This window comes from Pararhizobium qamdonense, from assembly GCF_029277445.1.
Classification (GTDB): Bacteria; Pseudomonadota; Alphaproteobacteria; order Rhizobiales; family Rhizobiaceae; genus Pararhizobium; species Pararhizobium qamdonense.
This window is the reverse complement of sequence record NZ_CP119569.1, coordinates 87955-103360: the sequence shown is the minus strand read 5'-3', so window position 1 is coordinate 103360 and position 15406 is coordinate 87955. Positions and strand designations below refer to the sequence as shown.

14 protein-coding genes and 4 pseudogenes are annotated in these 15406 nt (G+C 58.1%); 8 read left to right on the top strand and 10 right to left on the bottom strand.

Features of this window, described 5'->3' with window-relative positions; all coding sequences use genetic code 11:
• Positions 1–2: 2 nt before the first annotated feature.
• A pseudogene (locus PYR65_RS29005) lies at positions 3–179 on the top strand (exodeoxyribonuclease III); the annotation flags it as partial.
• A gap of 176 nt (positions 180–355) precedes the next feature.
• Here the strand turns inward: PYR65_RS29005 and PYR65_RS29000 are convergent.
• Complete coding sequence (locus tag PYR65_RS29000; RefSeq protein ID WP_276122526.1) at positions 356–634, bottom strand: hypothetical protein; 279 nt, start codon at positions 632–634, stop codon at positions 356–358.
• A gap of 363 nt (positions 635–997) precedes the next feature.
• A complete protein-coding gene (locus tag PYR65_RS28995) occupies positions 998–3283 on the bottom strand; it encodes an FdhF/YdeP family oxidoreductase (protein WP_276122525.1) in 2286 nt (761 codons plus the stop codon).
• Positions 3284–3440: 157 nt separating this feature from the next.
• On the opposite strand from PYR65_RS28995, the gene PYR65_RS28990 reads away from it, so the two are divergent.
• Positions 3441–4664: an MFS transporter gene (locus PYR65_RS28990; protein ID WP_276122524.1), complete on the top strand. Its 1224-nt coding sequence runs from the start codon at positions 3441–3443 to the stop codon at positions 4662–4664.
• A 10-nt stretch (positions 4665–4674) separates the two neighbouring features.
• A pseudogene (locus tag PYR65_RS28985) lies at positions 4675–5743 on the top strand (FAD binding domain-containing protein).
• A 97-nt stretch (positions 5744–5840) separates the two neighbouring features.
• Here the strand turns inward: PYR65_RS28985 and PYR65_RS28980 are convergent.
• From PYR65_RS28980 to PYR65_RS28960, 5 genes are all read right to left on the bottom strand, one after another.
• Positions 5841–7514, bottom strand: a complete 1674-nt coding sequence (locus PYR65_RS28980; RefSeq protein ID WP_276122523.1) for an FAD-dependent oxidoreductase — start codon at positions 7512–7514, stop codon at positions 5841–5843.
• A gap of 56 nt (positions 7515–7570) precedes the next feature.
• Complete coding sequence (locus PYR65_RS28975) at positions 7571–7876, bottom strand: UBP-type zinc finger domain-containing protein (RefSeq protein WP_276122522.1); 306 nt, start codon at positions 7874–7876, stop codon at positions 7571–7573.
• Positions 7877–7900: 24 nt separating this feature from the next.
• Positions 7901–8272, bottom strand: a complete 372-nt coding sequence (locus PYR65_RS28970) for a response regulator transcription factor (protein ID WP_276122521.1) — start codon at positions 8270–8272, stop codon at positions 7901–7903.
• A gap of 91 nt (positions 8273–8363) precedes the next feature.
• A complete protein-coding gene (locus tag PYR65_RS28965; protein ID WP_276122520.1) occupies positions 8364–9005 on the bottom strand; it encodes a response regulator transcription factor in 642 nt (213 codons plus the stop codon).
• Positions 8998–10575, bottom strand: coding sequence for a sensor histidine kinase (locus PYR65_RS28960; protein WP_276122519.1), 1578 nt, complete (start codon positions 10573–10575; stop codon positions 8998–9000). Before PYR65_RS28960 ends, PYR65_RS28965 begins: the two co-directional genes overlap by 8 nt.
• A gap of 259 nt (positions 10576–10834) precedes the next feature.
• Here PYR65_RS28960 and PYR65_RS28955 point away from each other — a divergent pair, with 259 nt between their 5' ends.
• Entirely contained in the window at positions 10835–11353 is a 519-nt protein-coding gene (locus tag PYR65_RS28955; RefSeq protein WP_276122518.1) for a Dps family protein, read from the top strand.
• 67 nt (positions 11354–11420) lie between these two features.
• Positions 11421–12392 (top strand): alpha/beta fold hydrolase, encoded by a 972-nt coding sequence (locus tag PYR65_RS28950; protein ID WP_276122517.1) that lies wholly within the window; start codon positions 11421–11423, stop codon positions 12390–12392.
• A 205-nt stretch (positions 12393–12597) separates the two neighbouring features.
• Here PYR65_RS28950 and PYR65_RS28945 read toward each other — a convergent pair.
• A pseudogene (locus PYR65_RS28945) lies at positions 12598–12708 on the bottom strand (cupin domain-containing protein); the annotation flags it as partial.
• A 117-nt stretch (positions 12709–12825) separates the two neighbouring features.
• Between PYR65_RS28945 and PYR65_RS28940 the strand changes: the two are divergent.
• The 3 genes and pseudogenes from PYR65_RS28940 (at position 12826) to PYR65_RS28930 (ending at position 13668) form a co-directional block, all read left to right on the top strand.
• The gene (locus PYR65_RS28940; protein WP_276122516.1) at positions 12826–13026 is read left to right on the top strand and encodes a hypothetical protein; all 201 of its coding nucleotides are present in this window, start codon (positions 12826–12828) and stop codon (positions 13024–13026) included.
• 258 nt (positions 13027–13284) lie between these two features.
• Positions 13285–13482, top strand: a pseudogene (locus tag PYR65_RS28935) (hypothetical protein); the annotation flags it as partial.
• Positions 13471–13668 carry a hypothetical protein gene (locus PYR65_RS28930; RefSeq protein WP_276122548.1) on the top strand — a complete coding sequence of 66 codons (198 nt, stop codon included), beginning with the start codon at positions 13471–13473 and terminating at the stop codon, positions 13666–13668. The pseudogene PYR65_RS28935 and the gene PYR65_RS28930, both read left to right, overlap by 12 nt.
• Positions 13669–13761: 93 nt before the next feature.
• On the opposite strand, the gene PYR65_RS28925 is transcribed toward PYR65_RS28930, so the two are convergent.
• Positions 13762–14790: a calcium-binding protein gene (locus tag PYR65_RS28925; RefSeq protein WP_276122515.1), complete on the bottom strand. Its 1029-nt coding sequence runs from the start codon at positions 14788–14790 to the stop codon at positions 13762–13764.
• Between the two features lie 259 nt (positions 14791–15049).
• The gene (locus PYR65_RS28920) at positions 15050–15328 is read right to left on the bottom strand and encodes a hypothetical protein (protein ID WP_276122514.1); all 279 of its coding nucleotides are present in this window, start codon (positions 15326–15328) and stop codon (positions 15050–15052) included.
• Positions 15329–15406: the final 78 nt, after the last annotated feature.

Below are 15406 nucleotides of genomic sequence, written 5' to 3'. Positions count from 1 at the left end.
CGGGGCTGCACCTTGGCTGCCTCTATTTGCCCAGCGGCAACCCAGTGCCCGGCCCCAAGTTCGATTACAACCTGCGTTGGTTCCACCGTCTCAGCGCCTATGCGGCGGAACTGATGAAACTCGAAGTTCCGGTCGCGCTGGTTGGCGACTTCAACGTCTTGCCTTCAGATCTTGATGTCTAGTTCGCCGGTACGGCTGGGATCAACCGTCGGCGATGATGGTTGGGCGAAACACCACGCCGAAACATAGCGGATCTCGATCCAGCCGCGTCCATCTTTGGTTTAGTCCGCCTTGAGATCGAGGCCGACAATCTCGGAGCGGCGAAGGCCACCGGAGCCAACAACGGTTCTGGATCCTACCAAATGGATAGGAACGGATATTTAAAGGCCAACAACTGACTGGTGCAAAGCAAGGCGAAAACTCCGGACAAGGTCATCCAGAACAGGCTGGCAACAAGCCAAAATTTCTCTTTGAAGGTGGGTGTTGCCTGCGCGTTCTCTTCAAGCTTTCGCCTCTCAGACGGCCAAGTTTCGTCTACCATTCCAGCAACCGTTGAAGACGAATTGGCACTAAATTTACCCCAAGCTAATGCCAAAACCGTTAGTGAGGCGACCAACCCAAGAAACCATCCCATGACCACCCCCTTGTTTGATATCCCTGGCTCGTACCTCTGAGATCTTAAAGAATGAAGTCGTTATTCTAACCATTTTGAACTACTTCGCATTCAGAGCTTTCGACTTGGGAAACCGTTAATTTGGCTGCTGGGTTCACTGGGACGAATCCGATCGAAAGTTCATAACCAGGCTACGCTGAGCCGCCATTTCGTATTCCTGAAAGGAAAGACGTTTCAGTCACTTAGCGGAACTTGTCGGCAGGTCGTAGGTTCGAATACCTTCAAGGCAACTAAGTTCGAAAGCAGGCAATGTGAACGAAGCCGAGATGGTCCGCCGTCTGTCCTTCACGACAACTTGCGATCCCGACCATGCGGCCAGGCGTCTCATGCGGATCCGCGTATCCTCACTGGAACGCCCTTATATGCGGGCGTTCCAGATTTTCTGTCGTAATCCGCCAGTGCAATGACCTGGTTCATCTCGGGGTAATATCCGGCCACCGAGCCGGGCGGAATATCATAGACAACAGCAGTAAACCTGGCCACGGTTTTTGCACCAGTTTCCGAAATCGCTTCGATGTCGATCAGGTCGCCGTCGGCAAGACCGCGCGTTTCCAGGTCGTATCGGTTCATGAAGATCACATCGCGGCGGCCGAAAACACCCCGATAGCGGTCGTCGAGGCCGTATATGGTGGTGTTGTACTGGTCGTGACTGCGCAATGTGGTCAGCACGAGAGCATCGGGGTCCCGCAAACGGGCGTCCTCATCAAGACCAGGGGCGATAAGAAATTCGGCCTTGCCGGACGGTGTATTCCACACCCGGTCCGACGCTGCGACAGTAAGGCGAAAGCCGCCAGGCGTTTTCACGCGCGTATTGAAGTCATGGAAGTCTGGAAAGACGATCTCGATCTTGTCACGGATCAGGCCGTAATCGCCAGCCATACCCTCCCAGTCGATGCCGTACCGATCGCCGAGCGTCGCCCTGGCCATGCTGGCGACGATCCACGGCTCCGAGCGCAACTGATCGCTTGGCGGTTTAAGGAATCCCCGCGACGCATGCACCATCGACATAGAATCTTCCACCGTGACGGACTGGCGCCCCGTTGCCTGAATGTCCAGATCCGTCCGGCCCAGCACCGGAAGGATGATCGACGTCTTTGCCAGAAGCAGATGCGAGCGATTGAGCTTTGTCGCGAGGTGGACGGCCAGATCGAGCTTCCGCATTCCTGCGAATGTGGCTTCCGGATCCGACATGGCGACGGCGAGGTTGCCGCCAAGGCAGATAAGCGCTTTCGACCTGCCGTAGCTAATCGCTTCGATTGCCTCCACGGCGTTGTGGCCCTTTTCCGCAGGCGGTCGAAAACCGAAGGCTTTCTCCATGCCATCCAAGAGAGCCGCATTGGGGATTTCAGTAATGCCGACGGTCCGGTCGCCCTGAACATTGGAATGGCCGCGCAAGGGGCAGATACCGGCGCCCGGCCGGCCTATATTGCCGCGCAGCATCAGGAAATTGGCGAGTTGCTGTACGTTGGCCGTGCCATTGGCGTGTTGGGTAATGCCCATGCCGTAGCAGAGGATGACGTTCTTCGCTTTGAGGTAGACGTCGACGGCGCTGTCCAGCGCTTCAAGCGACAGACCGGACTTTTCGATGATCTCAGGCCATTCGGTCTGCTCGACATCGGCTTTCAGCGTATCGAGCCCGATCGTATGGGCGTCGATGAATTCGCGGTCGAGCACGCCCGGACCACCTATGGCGATATCGTCCGCGTCGCGTTCGAAGATGCGCTTCATCAGCCCCTTGAGCGCGGCAAGATCGCCGCCGGTGCGAACCTGATGATAGGCGGACGCGATCGGTGTCGAGGACATTGTCGCCATTTCGACCGGATCCTGCGGCGCCGCAAACCGCTCCAGCGCGCGCTCCTTGAGCGGATTGAAGACGACGATGGGCACGCCCCGGCGCGACGCGTCGTGAAGTGTGGTCATCATGCGGGGATGGTTGGTGCCGGGATTGTGTCCGAAAGAGAAAATCGCGTCGACATGGTCGAAATCTTCAAGGGTCACCGTTCCCTTGCCCACGCCGATCGACAGCGGCAAGCCGACGCTGGTCGCCTCGTGGCACATGTTGGAACAGTCGGGAAAATTGTTGGTACCGTAGGCGCGTACAAACAGCTGGAAGAGGAAGGCAGCCTCGTTCGACGCGCGGCCGGAGGTGTAGAACTCGGCCATGTCAGGGCTGGGCAGGCTGTTCAGTCCTGAGGCAATACGGGCGAATGCGGCTTCCCATTCGATCGGCACATAGCGGTCACTCGCCTGATCGTAGATCAGTGGATGTGTCAGACGGCCCTGGTCTTCAAGCTTGTGGTCGGTCCACTGCCAGAGGTCGGTGACTGTATGAGCGGTGAAGAAATCGGGGCCGACGCGCTTGGCCGTCGATTCCCAGGTAATCGCCTTGGCGCCATTCTCGCAGAACTCAAAAGAACTTGTGTGCTTGGGGTCCGGCCAGGCGCAACCGGGACAATCGAAACCGTTGGGCCGGTTGGCCTTCAACAGTGTCACAGCACCCTCGGCAATGATCTGCTGGTGCGCAAGGGTTTTGGCAACAGCCTTGAGTGCGCCCCAGCCGCCGGCTGGCGCCGTATAGCTTTCAATCCCATCCGGCCGCTTCTCGCTCATCGCAAATCCCTTCAACGTGTTTCGGCAAATCTAACATCCAACGCATCGATGCTAACCTAGACCGATGTATAGGTCCTGATAGACCTCCATTGAATGTGCCTGCACCGCCATCCGGCATACCGTCTGCACAGATCAGGATTGGAAATGGAGCAGGATCATGGAAAAGACAGGACCGATACAGGCCGGGATGGCGCCGGATGCTCGTAGTCGGGAAATTGGGCAGGTGGCGCTTCTGGCAATGGCCGTTGCTGGCGGCATTGCGGTTGCCAACATCTATTACAATCAGCCAATGCTCGGCATCATCGAGAGTGAGTTCGGCGACCAGCCCATTACCGGCATGGTACCGACCGCAACGCAGCTCGGCTACGCGCTCGGGCTGTTCTTGCTGTTGCCGCTAGGCGACCTGGTGAACCGGCGCAAAATGATTATCGGCCAGTTCGTGGTGTTGGCGGCGGCACTGGCGCTTGCGGCACTGGCACCATCGGCCTGGACGCTGGTTGCGGCGTCGGTCATCGTCGGAGCCTGCTCGACGGTCGCCCAACAGATCGTGCCATTTGCCGCATCGCTGGCAGCACCGGAAAAGCGCGGCACTACGATCGGCACGGTAATGGCCGGGGTGCTGTCGGGTATATTGTTCAGCCGCACCCTGTCGGGCTTCGTCGGCGAACATGCCGGCTGGCGTGAGATGTTCTGGATCGGAGTGCCGCTTGCCCTCCTAGCCGCAGGTCTCATGTTCGCAGTCCTTCCCCAGCACCGGCCCACATCGACCCTGCGTTATCATCAGGCGATCCGGTCGCTCGGTCAGCTCTGGACACGTCATCCGGCATTACGGGCTGCGACCATCATCCAGGGATTTCTGTTTGCTTCGTTCACCGCCTTCTGGACAATCCTGGCGCTCTATCTCGCTGGGCCGAAGTTCCAGCTGGGAGCGGACGTTGCAGGTCTGTTCGGTATCGTCGGTGCGGTGGGTGTCTTTGCAGCGCCTCTCGCAGGCAGGGTTGCTGACAAACGGGGACCTCACTTTGTGGTCTGGCTCGGCGCGGCGCTCACGATTGTTGCCTGGCTGATCTTCGCCGCCTGGGCGTCGATCGCTTCCTTGATTGTCGGCGTGATCGTGCTCGATTTCGGCACACAGAGCGCGCTGATTTCTAACCAGCATCTCATCTATGCGCTCGATGCGGATGCGCGCAGCCGGCTCAACACCGTCTTTATGACCGGCATGTTTCTCGGTGGGGCGGCCGGCTCGGCCCTGGCGACGTTGGCGTGGGGGCAGGGCGGCTGGCACCTCGTCAGCCTGCTGGGCGCGGCACTTGGCATCGCAGCCTTCGCGGTGAAAATCTTTCATCACCGTCGGCATTCGCCGACGGTTGTCGGGCAATGAGGGCGGGACGATGAAACAGCTCCGTATCAGAATCGTCGGCGGGTCGCTCGCCGGTCTGTTCGCCGGCATCATGCTCCAGCAGGCCGGCCACGATGTTCGCATCTACGAGCGAACGACCTGCTGCATCTACTCCGGCTGATCGGCTGCGAGCATGTAGCGCGCGTCGGCGTGGTGGCAAAGGAACGCATCTATCTCAATCCGACGGCAGTATCGCCCATACCGTGCACATGCCCCAGACACAGATATCATGGGATTTCCTGTTTGAGACCGTCGCATCGCGTATCGCCCCGGAGACCTATGTACTGGGCCGGGGTGTGGCCGATGTGCTCGACGGAAACGAAGGCGCCCAGCTGGTTTTCCAGGATGGGACGCGGGAGCTTGCTGATCTTGTCATCGGCGCCGATGGCCTCGGCTCCGTGGTGCGCCGTGCGGTCAATCCGCAGGATCATGAGAACCGCTATGCGGGTTATGTCGCATGGCGTGGACTTATCCCTGAGACCAGCCTTCCTGCGGCAGCGGAGCTGCTTGTCGATCGCTTTGCCTTCCATGTCAGACCAGGGGTCCATGTGCTTGGCTATCTGGTACCGGGATCGAAGGGCGAAATGAGTAGAGGTGATCGCCGCTATAACTGGGTCTGGTTTCGCAAGGTGCAGCCAACCGAACTTGCCAGCACGTTCACCGACCTCGATCACCGGAAGCATGCTTTCTCGCTGCCGCGCGGCGGTTTGTCGAACGAGCGCCTGCAGTCCTTGCGCACTGACGCCGCGCAGATGCTGCCGCCGCAATTCGCGCTGGCGGTCGAGGCAGAGCCAAGTCCTTCTGTCCAGGGCATTTTCGACTACGAAGCACCCCGTATGATTGGGCGATCAATCGTGCTGATCGGTGACGCCGCCTTCGTCGCGCGCCCGCACACTGCGATGGGCGTGTCGAAAGCAGCCGGGGACGTCATGGCGTTAAGCAACTGCCTCGCGTCGGAGATTGACCTTCCCGCCGCCCTGCAACGGTTTGAGGCTGATCGCATTGTCGTTGGCAGGGAAATCGTTGCCTACGGTCGCCAGCTTGGTGCGTCGGCAATTTGAGCACTGTCTGGATGTCTCTCACATCCCTTATGAACGACAGGTTCGACCCGCCGGCATTTGCCAGTGGGTCGTTTGATTTTGACAAATGTCGCATGCTTCAGTGCGGGGTCTTCATCAGGCTGAGCGCATTGTGGATCTGCGAGACGACGGCGGCACCTTCGCCCACCGCTGCAGCAACCCGCTTGGTCGAGCCTGACCGAACGTCGCCGATGGCAAAGACATTCGGCAGGCTGGTTTCCAGGGGCATGGGCTTGCGGGCGAAGCTGCAAAGCGCATCGAAGGACTGGCCGGTAACAATAAAGCCCTTGTCATCGGTATGGACGCGGTTGCTGATCCAGCCGGCATTGGGATCGGCTCCAATGAACAGGAAAAGGTGATGAAGTGACAGCTGTCGTTCGCTTCCATCCAGCCGATTGCGCAGGGTAGCGGAATTCAGGCCGCCTGCGGGATCACCTTCGATCGCGTCCACTTCGCAATGCATGTGCAGTTCGACATTGGGGAAAGCCTTGATGCGGTCGATCAGATATTGCGACATCGTTTCTTCGAGCGCGCGCCGGACGACGAGATGCAGTTTCTTGACCTGAGGTGCGAGAAAAGCGATGGCCTGGCCGGCCGAATTGCCGCCGCCCACCAGGGCGATCTCTTCGCCGGCGCAGAGTTTTGCCTCGATTGGCGAAGCCCAATATGAGATGCCGTTGCCCTCGAAGCTCTCTATGTTGGCAAGGTCGGGCCGCCTGTAGCGGGCGCCGGAGGCGATGACCACGCTGCGGGCCGTTACAGATTTTCCGCCGCCAAGTTCGAGTGTCAGCGCACCGGCATCATCTTTCGGGGGGATCAAACCGCTGACACTGACGGGCAGAACCATTTCCGCCCCGAATTTAAGTGCCTGGTTATAGGCGCGCCCGGCCAGCGCCTGGCCGGATATACCGGTCGGGAAGCCGAGATAGTTTTCGATGCGTGAGGAAGCGCCTGCCTGTCCTCCCACTGAGCGTTCGTCGATGACAATGACGTCGAGCCCTTCGGAGGCGGCATAAACGGCGGTGGCAAGGCCTGCCGGCCCGGCCCCGACGACGGCAACGTCATAGAGCTTGCCGGGCGTCAGCTCCGGCGTCATGCCAAGGCACGCGGCGGCTTCCGTGTCGGTCGGGTTTTTCAACACCGTTCCGTTGGGGCAGACCATCAGGGGAAGTTCTGAAGCGACGATGCCGAGCCGTTCGATCAGTGCGCGGCCTTCGCCTTCGGCCAATGAATCGAGCACGATATAGGGAAACGCGCTGCGGGCGAGGAATCCCTGCAATCGTGAAAGTGCTGCATTGCCCGGAGCACCGATGAGCACCGAGCCAGCGCCGGCATCGATCAGTCCGACACGCCGCAGGATGAAGGCGCGCATGATAATCTCGCCGACATCGGCTGATCCGATAACAAGTGCGCGCAGATGGGCTGCGTCGAAAGGAATTGCGACACAGCCTGCGGCCCCCGCACGCGCACCGGCCAACGTTGGGCGTCCGGAAAGCTGGTTGACCTCGCCGGATAGCTGGCCAACGCCATGCGTGGTGATCGGTGCCTCATGCGAGAGGCCTTCATGGCGAAAGACATCCATCGCGCCTTCCAACACCAACCACGCGGGTGCGGCGTGATCGCCCACCTTGTACACGAAGTCACCGGCTTCGAAACGCTGCGGCTCGCCACTGGCAAAGCGTTTTGCCGTCTCGACCTGACGAGGGCTCAGCTCCGGAAACATCTGGTGTTGTCTTGCGCTGAGATCCGCCATCGATTCTTCCCTTGGTTTGATACGTGTCTAAATTGGCGTCGCCGTTTCGAGATGGTCTAGTAATAGCGAGGTATCGGTCCGCGCTGGGGTGTCTGGTCCGGCAATTCCACCATCGTCTCGTCAACAAAACACCATCCCCAGCCTTCCGGCGGATCGTAACCTTCTATGATCGGATGCTGCGTGGCATGGAAATGCGCGGTGGCGTGACGACCGGGGGATTGGTCGCAGCAACCGACATGGCCGCATTCGCGACAAATCCTCAGATGAAACCAGGCTTGTCCGGTCTCAAGGCATTCCTCGCAGCCGAGCGTTTTGGGATGAACCGTGCGGATCGTCGATGTATGCGAACAACCGTGCGACATGCATTTGCTCCTTGTTGGCAGGGATCAGTGCTTCAGCGCCTGTTCAAGACACTGCACCAACTGGCTAAAATTCACGGGCTTGCCGAGAAAGGCAAAAGCGCCGCCACTCATCGCCGCAGCCTTGGTTTTGTTGTCGCTATAGGACGTCATGAAGATCATCGGCGGCTTCAGCGCATCTTGTTCGTTCAGCGCCGCCTGCAACTCGATGCCCGTGAGACCGGGCATTTTGACATCCACGAGCATGCAGTCAATCGACGAGCGATCCGGGGCAGCAAGATACTCTTCCGCAGACGTGAAAAGCCGGCTCTCGTACCCGCAAGACAAAATGAGATCGTCAAGCGCTTCGCGGATCGACTGATCGTCGTCAACAATGGCTATGACTGGTGTTCTGGACAATTTCTCTGGCCTTGCCGTGTTAGATCAACAGCCCGGTATATGCGCCTTCGAGCCCGGTCCTTGTACCATACAAGGGTCTAGGTTTTGCCATTCACAGCCCAAGCAGCTCGGCTTTGCGGACCAGATCTGCGACCGAGCGCGCCTCCATCTTGCGCATGACATTGCCACGATGGAGTTTGACCGTGATCTCGCTGATGCCGAGGTTGAAGGCGATCTGCTTGTTCATCAGGCCCTGAACGACAGCCGTCATGACCTCATGTTCGCGGCGGGTCAATGACTTGGCCAGTTCCGTGACGGCGCCATTTGCAGCAGACTGTTGGCGCAGGTCCCGGTCTTTCTGGAAAGCGACGGCGACAGCATCGAGGATATCCTGATCCCGGAACGGTTTTGCCAGAAAATCCACCGCGCCGGCCTTCATCGCCCGCACGGTCATCGGTATGTCGCCATGGCCGGTCATGAAGATGATCGGCATCCGGTTACCGAGTTTTTCCAGATGAAGCTGAAAGTCCAGGCCATTTGCGCCGGGCAGCCTTACGTCGAGCAGGATGCAGCCCGGCCGCTTGAGATCGGCATTGTAAAGAAGGTCCTGCGCGCTTTCGAAGGCCAGCGCCTCCGTGCGGACCGACAGGAAGAGATCGACCAGTGCCTCTCGGATCGAGGGATCGTCATCCACGACGTAAACGACAGGCGTATCGTTGCTCGTGGTTTTGGCGGATTTTCTGGCATCATTCATGGACAGCCTCCATTGGCACGATCATTTCGAACAGCGCGCCGCCTTCCGCATGGTTGCTCGCGGTCAGAGAGCCGCCACGGGCTTCCAGCATGCCGCGGCAGATGGCAAGCCCCATGCCAAGGCCTGTTTCCTTGGTGGTGGAGAACGGCTTGAACAGGTTTTTGAGGATTTCGTCGCTCAGACCAGGGCCGCTGTCACGAACACTGACCCGCATGCTTTGGCCCTCTGCCGGGTTGATCGACACCGAAATCCGTCGAAGCTCTTCTGGCGTCTCCGCCATGGCCTGAATGGCATTGGTGATCAGATTGATCAGCACCTGCTGCAACTCGATGCGGACCGCACTAACGTTGGTGATCCCGGGAGCCTCGCTCGTTTCGAATGTGATCCGGTTCCTGGAAAGCTCATTCTCCATGAGAGCTTGCGTCTCACTGACAAGATCGGCCAATGACACTGCCTTGAGGACCGGCGTACGCTCGCTCAACATCGATCGGGTGCTCTGGATAATGTCGCTGGCGCGTTGGCTGTCGCGCACGATGCGCTCGGCCGAGCGGGACACCGCCGCCAGATCCGGCGGATCCCGATCGAGCCAGCGCTGCAGGGTTTGGGCATTGACGACAATAGCACCGAGTGGCTGGTTGAGTTCGTGTGCGAGAGACGCCGAAAGGGCTCCGACAGTTGCCGCACGCGATGCGAGTGCGAGTTCGGCCTGGGCCTCGAACAACGCCTTCTGGGCCAGTTCGCGCTCCGTAATGTCGAACATGCCGACGATGACGCGGTTGAAGTTGGCGACGTCCACTGGAAAGCCCACCGTCAGCAAAACCAGCTTGGTGGGGCCGTCGCTGGTGATGATCGTGCCCTTGCCCTCGAAATAGCTCTGATCATCGAAGATCGCCACCATGAGATCGAGAAAGGTCTCGTCGTCCTGCGCGATGTAGCGGCGCATCGAGCCTGCATTCTTTGCACTGACATTACCGAGAAGCTCGAGCGCCGCGGCATTGGCAGCGACCGTGGGTATGCGGGCAATGCAGTCGCCGATGAAGTTCGGATTGTGTCGGGCATAAGCACGCAGATCGGCGACGCCCTGCGCTTTAAGGGCCATCAACGACGCGCGTACCTCGGAATAATCACGCTCCCACAGAGCGACGCGGCTCTGCTCGAAAATCGTCCGGTAGCGTTCTTCGCTGCTCTGCAAGGCGATATTGGATTTTATCAGATCCAGCCGCGCACGGTGGTTCCGTATGATCAGCGCACAGGTAATCGAGATGGCAGCAACGGCCACCGCCAAGCGCAATATTGCCGCAAGGTCGGCGTCTGTACCATGGGCCGCGGCGTAGGAGAGAATTGACAGACCGATGCAGACTGCCGTCAGCAGCAGCGTTCCCTTTTCCGTCAGCGTTTCCGCCGAAAGAAGCAGCGTGATAACATAGAGCGTGGCAAGCGCGCTGTGGATGTCGGTGAATGTATCGAGATAGAAAACAGTAGCCGCAAGAACGAATGCGAACGACAGAATGCCGGTTTCGTAGCGAGCCGATAACCGTCGTTTCGGGTTCACAAGTCCAAGCGAAGGCATGTCGTTTCCCATGTTGACGGCGATTGCCTCATCAAGCCATCCCGGTTGGTAAAACGCAAACTCAAAATCGACTATTCCCGTGTAAAACCAGACCGATAGGTTGGCGCTCGCAGCATTGATAGCGGGGGTGTTTCGAAATGCCGAGAGTTCCGAAACTATACCTTGGTGTGGGTTTGACTAGCCAAGCATTGGATACCGAGGGGTCGCTCGCCGATCTAGAAAAATCCTCAGCAGCCCACACAATCCAAAGGAGATCATCATGGACCGCACGCTCGCCGAGAAACATCGAAAATCGCCGCTCGCAACGCCGACGACCCTCGGTGCCAACGCAACGACCGACATCTCCGGTGCGCTAACCGCGCTTCTGGCCGATGTCTTCGCCCTTTACCTCAAAACCAAGAATTTCCATTGGCACATGAGCGGGCCGCACTTCCGCGATTACCACCTGATGCTCGATGAGCAGGGTGAGCAGATTTTTGCCATGACGGACGATATTGCCGAGCGAGCTCGCAAGATCGGCGGCACCACCATTCGTTCGATCGGCCACATTTCCAAGGTGCAGCGCCTGCTTGACAACGATGCCGATTTCTTGATGCCGGCCGACATGCTGGCTGAACTTCGTGAAGATAACCTCACTCTGGTTTCTTTGATGAGGGAGACCCACAATCTTTGCGATGAGCATGGCGATATCGCCACTGCCAGCCTGATCGAGAACTGGGTGGACGAGGCCGAGCGCCGTGCCTGGTTCCTGTTCGAGAGCACCCGCGGCGCCGAGTAAGCGCAACAGTGCGTCAACGGCTGAGTTGGCTGTTGGTTTGGCCGGCTCGAAATCCTGGAGACATCTCATGACCAGCGAATTTTCCGTCTCCCGTCGGCAGGTTCTGCTGACCGGCACCACCATTTCTCTCGCCCTGGCCATCCCGGCTTTGGCTTCTGAAGAGAAAATCTCTCCTCATCAGCAAGGAATTGAACCAATGACCCATAGTTACGTGACCACAAAGGACGGCGTTGAAATCTTCTACAAGGACTGGGGTCCGAAGGAGGCACAACCGATCGTGTTTCACCATGGCTGGCCTTTGTCGTCCGACGATTGGGATGCCCAGATGCTGTTCTTTGTCAGCAAGGGCTACCGCGTCGTCGCACATGATCGCCGCGGCCACGGCCGTTCGTCTCAGGTGAGCGGCGGTCACGACATGGATCACTACGCCGCAGATGCGTCAGCTGTTGCCGAGCATCTGGACCTGCACAACGCCGTCCATATCGGCCACTCGACAGGCGGCGGCGAAGTCGCTCGTTACGTTGCCAAATATGGGCAGCCGCAGGGCCGCGTTGCAAAGGCCATTCTCGTCAGCGCAGTTCCACCGCTGATGGTCAAGACCGCAGGTAATCCTGATGGCACACCGATCGAAGTGTTCGACGGTTTCCGCAACGCTCTCGCAGCCAATCGCGCGCAGTTCTTCCTCGACGTTGCCTCTGGCCCATTTTACGGCTTCAACCGCGAAGGCGCGAAGGTCTCGCAGGGCGTGATCGACAATTGGTGGCGCCAAGGCATGATGGGCAGCGCGAAGGCCCACTATGACGGCATCAAGGCCTTCTCGGAGACCGACCAGACCGAAGACCTCAAGGCGATCACCGTGCCGATGCTGGTCACACAGGGCGATGATGACCAGATCGTACCCTACAAGGATGCCGTGGAAGTTCAGGCCAAGCTGCTCAAGAACAGCACCCTGAAAGTGTACAACGGGTTCCCGCACGGGATGCTAACCACCCATGCCGACGTGGTCAATCCGGATCTGTTGGCGTTCATTAGGGCGTAGTTTTTAGCTCCAGTGCGAGTATGGCGGCTGATGATCGGGCTGCCATACTCACTTATCTCTGCGGCCTTGGCTGGGAACAATTCTGTTTCAGCAAGGCACTGTTCAAATCGGTTCAATCCGTTTGGCCCTGCGTCGTGTAAAATCTGTAGAGGGTAAAGCCGCACAACAAGGACATGCCCTTCCATGCCCTGTCGGGCGATGCGCCTTACTTTGACGGAACGACCAAAGTTTTTCCGTCCTCGACGATATAGGTGGCAAGCTCTGAGGCTTTACCGCTCCCCACGTTTCGCGCCGCGCGAACAACATCTGTTGGAATGACAGTGACCGACCGGCGGAGAGGGGTCATCCGAAGCGATAGTCAGAGAGATCGACGCCGACGATGAGGGGCTCGGCCGCCGGCGTGTTGTCCGGGGTCCTGGGGAAGACCAGGAACTTGGAAGGCAGCACGATCCCGTGGACGGTTAACCGGCTCGGTCCTCAGTGGAAATCAACACTCGTCAATTTCGACGCGCTCGCTTTCATTGTTAACTTCGCCCGCGCTGAAGTTGGCGCGGCCTATATCGATACTTTCTATTTCGACGAGGCGACGACCGTTTGGTGGCCGATCGCACGGGCGTTAGTGGCTTTCGACTGAGGCGGCGCAAATGCCATAACCATGGAGGTTGGCAAACCCACAACGGCCGCAACCCAGACCGCAACGGCAGCAATTTTTCGGACGCGTGCTCGCCGTGCGCGTTTCTCATTCCACTCGTAAGCCATCTGCAATCTCCCCCACCTGCGTGAAATCAAACACAGACACCCAAGAGAGTCGAGTCTGCTGTGAGCTCCGCAAGTCAACTAAGGAACTTCTGCCCTCTCGACTGGTTGCCCCTCTATTCAAAGGAGAAAGACCATGGTCAGTAACACACCTGCAGACGGCGCAGCCGGCACAACCGATCAGTCCCCACGTTGGGAAGGTCCGGAGGAAACCCGGCCACGGGGCTATCTTCCCGCGAAGGACAATCCAGACGTCGATCGGGACGCCTTGGGTGAAAACAACCAAGACCCGAAGCGCAACAGCCCTTCGGACGCTCTCAAGATCAAGGAAGACGCCAAGGGCCAGTACGCGAAATCTCGCGCTGACGGAGAAAGCACCGGTGTCGCCAGTGCCAAGCCGACCGTGGTGACGGGATCCGAAGACATGACTGGCCATCGCACTCCACCTGGCGGCAAGGGGCCAGATAAGGATTGGGACGTCAACTTCGACCAAACTGAACGGGATCGTTCCCGCGAATAGTCGATTGTGGAGACGAAATAGGTCTTAACAAGATTCGGGTTGGCTGCCCGGATTTCCTTTATGGCCAAATCCCAGCAGGCTGCTCGTCATGAATTAGAGAAAGAAAAAATCATGGCTGTCGAGATACTTCAACCGAACGTCGGCCAGTAGTAGGGTGCCTTCTTCATATGTGATCACGACGCCTCGGGGAGTATCTTTTGCGTGGTCAATGACATCAGAGAACGAATGCAAGTCAGTGCCCTGGAATATGATCAGGTCCTTGCCTGCCTTACCTGGTTTAAAGTCAAAAATAGTGTCTCGGCCAGCGTTCTTTTGGAAAATGAATGTGTCGGCGCCTAAGCCTCCATGCAAAGTGTCGTTGCCAGTGCCGCCATAAAGGCGATCCTCTTGACTGCCACCCGTTAGCCCGTCGTCGCCGCTCCCGCCATATAACTTATCCGAGCCATCACCGCCGTAAATGTAGTCTTTGCCGGACCCACCTTTCAATATGTCCTCGCCGCCTGCTCCGTAGATTTTGTCGTCACCGTTTTCTCCATAAATGACGTCGCCGCCATCGCCCCCTACAACCTTGTCGTTGCCATCGCCACCGAACAGACGGTCGCTCGCTCCGTTTGCGCCTCTACCGTAGATGCGGTCATCACCGGCGCCGCCGTAGATGGTACTCCCGGCCGAGCCTCCGACAAGACTGTCTTTGCTTGAAGAGCCCTCAACGAAGAACTGCCCACCACGTATCGAGTCGTACAAGTAGTCGAACTCTCCGTCCGCAGCCTGATCGAAAACCCGCTGAAGGTCGGCCGGCGAGATTTCAAGCCCGCTCATCTGCATCTCGGTCGTCTGCGTGAACGAGCCGTCAGCGTTGCTCGTGGTTTGCTGCCCGAACGAGATGCTTTGGAGTTCGCCGACTACATGACCGGTAACAGGATCGACGGTCCAACCTGTATCGGAATGGAAGACGATACCGCCACCATTGGGATCGACAAAAGCATACCCCGTCACGTTAGTGTCAGCTGAAAGAACGCCCGCCACGCCGTCGAACGCGGCGAACTTCTGATTCAAATACTGATCAAAATAAATGCCGATGCCGTTGTTGTCAGGATCATAAGCGTTGATCTGAACTGTCATGTTTTTCTCTCCAGATTTTGTCACCGACAGGTATAAGCGCAGCTATACGAAAACATATACTGCACGAGCAAGCGCTCAAATATTTGCGAGAAAATCAATAGTTTTGGGGACGCCGATCCTCGTTCTAGGCGTACCGGCCTAGGAAATTTGAGTGCGACGTGGAGTTTTCAACTCACATGTTGAAGTTGAGTAGCGCGTAGTTTGTCCGGGTTGCCTCGCACTCAAAGCGAAGTGCGAGGCATTGCACAGGAGCGGTTACTCAGCCCCCGCAAGGGCTTTCAGCAAATGGTTTGCCGTCTATCACGCCGTAGCATGCCTCGACACCATCCACGTCGATGATCTCCATCCAGTCGCCGCTTCGGTTACTGGCCGTTTTGTTCCTCACACCCTTGGGGGTGAACTTGAGGATTTTGCCCTTTTCGACACTGGCTTCTCCAGTGGCTCTGGACAAAATCATTGAAATTTCCGCCAAGCGCCCACGAACTTCTTCCGATAGCCTGGCAAGTCGTTGAATGTCGTCGATGCGTATCTCTGCCATGTTGTCACTCCGGGCTGGTGGGTTTTACATCCCATAGTTTGGTTTCGGCAGTATTAGCTTATTTGAATGTAAAGGTGT